This window comes from Ruegeria sp. CH10 (assembly GCF_056537125.1).
Genome location: NZ_JBQFQY010000006.1, coordinates 241258 through 247257, shown reverse-complemented (window position 1 = coordinate 247257; position 6000 = coordinate 241258). Strand labels below are relative to the sequence as shown.

At 59.1% G+C, this 6000-nt stretch carries 5 protein-coding genes; 4 read left to right on the top strand and 1 reads right to left on the bottom strand.

From position 1 onward, the window contains the following. The first annotated feature begins 487 nt into the window (after positions 1-487). The 4 genes from ACRZ94_RS17735 (at position 488) to ACRZ94_RS17720 (ending at position 4397) form a co-directional block, all read left to right on the top strand. Positions 488-1228, top strand: coding sequence for a 5-oxoprolinase subunit B family protein (locus tag ACRZ94_RS17735; protein WP_480655719.1), 741 nt, complete (start codon positions 488-490; stop codon positions 1226-1228). Then, the gene (locus ACRZ94_RS17730) at positions 1225-2223 is read left to right on the top strand and encodes a 5-oxoprolinase subunit C family protein (protein ID WP_480797952.1); all 999 of its coding nucleotides are present in this window, start codon (positions 1225-1227) and stop codon (positions 2221-2223) included. The genes ACRZ94_RS17735 and ACRZ94_RS17730 overlap by 4 nt, the downstream gene beginning before the upstream one ends. A gap of 13 nt (positions 2224-2236) precedes the next feature. Continuing rightward, positions 2237-2998: a LamB/YcsF family protein gene (locus tag ACRZ94_RS17725; RefSeq protein WP_480797951.1), complete on the top strand. Its 762-nt coding sequence runs from the start codon at positions 2237-2239 to the stop codon at positions 2996-2998. 151 nt (positions 2999-3149) lie between these two features. Then, a complete protein-coding gene (locus ACRZ94_RS17720) occupies positions 3150-4397 on the top strand; it encodes a hypothetical protein (RefSeq protein WP_480797950.1) in 1248 nt (415 codons plus the stop codon). A gap of 73 nt (positions 4398-4470) precedes the next feature. On the opposite strand, the gene ACRZ94_RS17715 is transcribed toward ACRZ94_RS17720, so the two are convergent. After that, positions 4471-5853: a D-alanyl-D-alanine carboxypeptidase family protein gene (locus ACRZ94_RS17715; RefSeq protein WP_480655244.1), complete on the bottom strand. Its 1383-nt coding sequence runs from the start codon at positions 5851-5853 to the stop codon at positions 4471-4473. Positions 5854-6000 lie beyond the last annotated feature (147 nt).

Genomic DNA, 6000 nt, shown 5'->3' with positions numbered 1-6000 from the left:
CCAGTCTCTCCCGAGTGTCCCGCCGTCTCTCCAGCACGTCCGACCGTCTCTCCGATCCGTCAGCACCGCCTCAGCAGCGCCGGTGAAGGGGGTTCTAAGGTTTACCCCCAAAAGCCGCAAGCAGAAAATGGCGTTTAAATCCTTTTTTTTGCGATTTCTTGTTTTTATGTTTAAAAACAATATATTAACGAATGCGCCACCTGCACGGAGAACTCTGAATCGCTCTACAGCCTAGCATCGGTGCAAAGGGCATCGTCCAAGTGACTCCACCTATACCCTACATATAGTAAACAAGGGGCAAGCACCTACAAGAGCGCGCCGAGTCGGCTGACCTTTCTCGACTCATTTCCGGCCCGTTTTTCCGACTCGGGTCGGATTTAGGGCTCGGAAAACATCTCCTCATCCCCTCGGGGACTTGCGTATCCGACTGGGATACGGTCACCTCGCGACAAAGAAACAGTCGAACTCACTTAATAGGACACCTGTGCTGACTGCCCCTTTCCCACGCATACGCTCCGTCGGTCTGGATGGCCTGCTGATCTCGTTTGACGAAACAATGGCCGAGCCGTCAAACCGCGCGGCTTTGGCATTTCGCGACGCCATCGACTCGATGCAGTGGCACGGCGTGGTCGAGACATCAGCATCACTGGCGTCTGCTTATGTTCGGTTTGACCCGCTTACCCTGCCTCATGCGGACATTCATGCCCAGCTGACGCGGATGCTGGAAGATCGGGACTGGTATCAGGCCCCCCTCCCCTCGGGCCGACGGCTGTGGAAGGTGCCTACCGTCTACGGCGGCCCTCTTGCACCGCAACTGGACGAAGCCGCCGCTGCGGCCGGGTTGTCCCCATCAGAGGCCGTGAAACGCCTGAGCGAGACACGGGTGCGTGTGTTGACGATCGGCTTTGCGCCCGGGCAACCCTATCTCGGACCGCTGGGGCCCGAGTTCAATATTCCACGCCTCAAGGAGCTGACCCCTATGGTGCCCGAAGGGGCTCTGGTGCTGGCGATCGCTCAGTTCGTACTGTTTTCGGGCCCGACCCCAACCGGCTGGCGCCATGTGGGGCAGACGGCCTTTAGCTGTTTCCGCCCCGATGCTGAACAAAGCTTTGCCCTGCGTCCCGGGGATGAGATGCAGTTCCTGCCCATCAGCGCCGATGAGCTTGAGCGTATCCGCGCAAATAACGATGGCACGGGTGGCGCAACCTGCGAGGACATCCCGGCATGAGTCTGCGCATCCATCAGATTGGGCCGTCCTGCACAGTGCAGGATCAGGGGCGCGCCGGGTATCTGGATCAGGGCCTGTCCCGCTCGGGCGCGGCGGATCAACGTGCGCTATTTGAAGGGGCCGCCTTGCTGGGGCACAGCCCCGATTGCGCCGCGCTGGAGATGGCAGGCATGGGTGGCACCTTCGAGGCCATGCAAACCTTAAACATCGCTTTGACCGGCGCGCCGATGCAGGCCAGCATCGACGGCAACCCGATTGCCTGGAACGCCTCTCATACCCTTGAGGCGGGGCAGATGCTGACACTTGGGGCAGTGACAAAGGGCACCTATGGCTATCTGCATGTCGGGGGCGGGATTGATGTACCGCCTGCTCTGGGATCACGCTCAACGCATCTAACGGCAAATCTGGGGCGTGCGGTTCAGGTGGGGGATATGCTGCCTGTTGGCGCACATAATGTCAGTGCGGGCCTGAAGATTCCGGCGGAGAATCGGTTTGAAGGCGGGACCCTGCGCATTGTGAGCAGCTTTCAGACGCCGCTTTTCGATCAGGATACGCTGAACCGCTTTACCCAAACGGTTTTTCAACGCGGAGCGCGGGCGAACCGGATGGGCATGCAACTGGACAGCGCGGGCGAAGGCTTTGCCGCGCAGGGGCAGTTGAACATATTGTCCGAGGTCATCACCCCCGGCGACATCCAGATGACCGGAACCGGAAACCCTTTTATCCTGCTGCCCGAATGCCAGACGACCGGCGGCTATCCCCGGATCGCAACCGTTTTGCCCTGCGATCTGCCGCGTGCGGCGCAGACGCCGGCAGGCGGACAGGTGCGGTTCGAATTCGTGACCCTGGACGAGGCCGTCGCCCTGCACGCCGCCTATCTGGGTGATCTGAGCCGATTGCGGGCAAAGGTTGAACCGCTGGTGCGTGATCCTCATGACATCCCGGACCTGTTGTCCTACCAATTGATCAGCGGAATGATCTCTGCCACCGAATGAAGGAGTGTTGCCGATGCCCAGCGTCGATCTGAATGCCGATATGGGAGAAAGCTTTGGTCCCTGGAAGATGGGTGATGATGACAGTCTGCTCAAGATTATCACCTCGGCCAATATCGCCTGCGGCTTTCATGCGGGCGACTGGGATGTGATGGCGCAGACGATGGCGCTGGCGGCAGAAAATGGCGTCGGGATCGGGGCCCATCCCGGGTTTCCCGATCTACAGGGGTTTGGCCGCAGGAATATGAAAGTGCCGAGTGGCAGCCTGCGCAATCTGGTGCGCTATCAGCTGGGGGCGGCCATTGGGATGGCCCGGGCGGTTGGCACTCAGGTCCGGCATCTGAAACTGCACGGGGCGCTGGCCAATATGTGCTCGGCCGATATCGACATGGCGCGGGCCTGCTATCAGGGCGCGCTGGATGTGGACCCGGACATTATCATTATGGTGTTGGCCGCCACCAAGCAGGAAGACGCCGTGCGCGAGCTGGGATGCAAATGGGTCGGAGAAATCTTTGCCGACCGCGCCTATAATGATGACGGCACACTGGTTGACCGCAGCCTGCCCGGCGCAGTCATCCATGACCCTGAAATTGCCGGGCCGCGCATCCTGAACATGGTTCGCGAAGGCGCAATCATCACCGAATCCGGTAAACGGCTAGAGACGTCGATCGACACGATCTGCTTGCATGGCGATGGACCGACCGCCGTACAGATCGCCCAATCCGTTCGCGAAAACCTGATCGCAGGTGGGGTTGAGGTGACGAAATTCATCCGGTGATCATGCGTATGTAAGACCCGTTACTCATTTTCTTCCTGTTGCCCGCTTGGATTTCTGACCCTAGCATGCCTGCAAGTGCATGTTCTGATTATTGGAAATCCAAGCAAGCCCGCGCCCGTCTGCCACCGGGCCCGCGCAAGGAGGAAAGTGTATGTCTTTAGATTTGATGTCGTACCAGCCCCGCGGGGACAAAAAGAATTCCGAGTTCTTCACCGAATACCTGCCCCGGATTTACGAGCGGCGCGACAGCTCTGGCCTGGCGCAGCAGGTCGGGGCCATGCGGGCGATTGTCCTGCAGGTCGAAACCACTGCGCTGTTCGACACACTGATCGAGCTTTATGTGATGACGCCTTACCGTCACACGGCTTCCTACCTTGGGCAGACACATAAATTCTCGGTCCTGCATTCGCATGCCGATTACCCGGCGCTGATCGTGATGGCCCCGCTGAGCCCGAGTTTTGAGGATTTCATTCCGCGCATAAACCGCATGTATCCGCTTGCGCGCAAAACGCCGCAAACCCGCTATGTCGGAGAGATTTACGGCGCAACTGATCTGAAGGCTCTGACCCAAACGCTTGAGGATCAGAATATTCGGTTCGAATATTCCGGGGACACCGAAAACCCGTTTTACACGCTGGATGGATTCCGGTTCACAACGCCGTCTGATTTTACCTGCAACCGGGTTGGATATTCCGATCTGGACTTCAACGATCCCGACAGTCTTGGACTGGGGGATCGCGTTCTGCTCAGCGATGCAGAGCAGCAGCAACTGGACCAGGCCGCAGGCTTTGGGGACGACACCAAAATTGCGCCATTGATGCTGGGCATCGACCATCTGGCCACCCGCATTCTGGCGGGCGAGCGTGAGGATGCGATCCTCGAATTTCTGACGATGGTGCCCTATTACTTTTGGGGGGCGTATAACATCTTTGACATGAACTCATCGACCAATGTGAACCGCAATGCCGGTGTGGACGATGACAAGAAATCCCCCGCCAAAGTGTTCACCGCCAACAACACGCCGTCCTTCGTGAACTCGTTTGAACAATTGCCGATGCCGACCGAGGATTTCGTGCGCAATTTTGGCCGTCGCTTGCACCATATGGCGGTCGAGATTCAGGATGGCGATCATGGGGCCGGGGAAAAGAACGTGGATTTCGTCGTCAACACGTTGAAAGACAAGGGCGTGCCGTTCCTGGCGCATGTGGTGGGTGAGTGCAAAGACGATCCGAACCTGAAACAGATCTTCTCAAAACACTCGAAAAACACGCTTTTGATCACCGAGTATATTGAGCGCTGCCATCACTATGACGGGTTCTTCACCAAGGATAATGTCGCGGCTCTGACCGCTGCCGCCGGTCAGGATGAGCAATACCAGCACGGGCATGTCTTTGACTAAAGTGCCATGACAAAAAAGGGCTGCGAGTTTCCTCGCAGCCCAAGATCCATCCAGGAGAGTAATATGCCGGGTCTTATGACGGCCCGATCATGAAACATGTGACATTGCGGGCCTGCAGCCGGCGGCAGGCCAAATCGGCCTGTTCGCGGGTCATGCCCTGAAATGTCGCCTCGAACCCGCGCGAGCCTTGGTTCACCTTGCGTAGAGTTCCTTCCAGAGTGGTCATTTCCGACAGGGCGGTTTTCAGCAAAACCTTCTCGGCCTCATATCGGGTGGTATAGCGGCCCACATTGACGCCCCACAGATGCCCGCCGGATGTGGACAGGCGCGTGACGATTTCTTGTTCCGGTTCGGGCGGCTCAACCGGGCTGGTCGAGGCCAGAACCAGATCGTTGGGGCGGGCGGCGGGTCGCGTGGTATCGTCGGTCGGGGTCTGTACATCCGCCGACGCAATTGCCGCCGCGATCCCGTCCTGAATGCGCGCGCGGTTCTGGGCCGCCGTTGCGGCCACAGTGCCCGCCACCTGAACAGTAGCCGTGACGCCCGGGCGCAGCACGGGCCGCAGGCTGGTCGTCGGTGCACCTGTCAAAGCCGCAACTGTCGCGCCCAGCCCTGCATTCCCGGCATAGGCCGGACGGGCTGGTTTACGGATCGGCGCACGCGATGGCGCGCGGCGGAAACCCATATCCAGCAGCTCGGCCACTTTGGCATTGCGTGACGCCCCGGATTTGCCGCCAAAGACGGTTGCAATGATACGCTCGTCCTTGCGTTTGGCCGAAGCCACGAGGTTGAACCCTGCCGCGCGGGTATAGCCCGTCTTGATCCCGTCAGCGCCTTTATAGGCGGCCAGCAGGCGGCGGTTGGTATTCGGAACTGTCTTGATCCCGGCATGGGTCGATTGGCGCGAGAACAGGTTGTAGTACTGCGGGTAATCATACAGCAGATGACGGCCCAGCGTGGTCATGTCACGTGCCGTCGACAGATGCCCGGATTCCGTCAGACCATGCGCGTTTTTGAACGTCGTGCGGCTCATGCCCATCGCCTTGGCGGTGCGGGTCATGCGGCGGGCAAAGGCGGCCTCGGACCCGCTGATGGCGATGCCGATGGCGGTCGCAGCGTCATTGGCCGATTTCACCGCAGCGGCACGGATCAGATAGCGAAACGCAATCCTCTGCCCGCTGCGCAGACCCAGCTTTGACGGCGGCTCGGCCGCAGCCTTCTTGGTGATGCGAACCTGAGTGTCCAGATCGATCTCACCGTTCCGAACCGCCTCGAACGCGATATAGAGTGTCATCATCTTGGTCAGAGACGCCGGATGCAGCCGGGAATCGGCGTTGCGTGAATGCAGCACCTCTCCGGTGCGGGCATCGATAACCATTGCCGCATAGGGCGCGGCCATCCCTTGCAACGGCGCAAAGGAAAGCAGCCACAAGAATGCTATAAGAAATAAGCCCATTCGGGCCGGAACTGTCCGCCGAACCTGCACGATCTTTGCCTCTGTCTACCTCAGGCCGCCGGGTTTTCCCGGTCAGCAATTACTTATTTTATTGCTTTTCAGGCTAGCACAGAGACCTGTTGAAATAAACCAAAAGCTCATCAAATC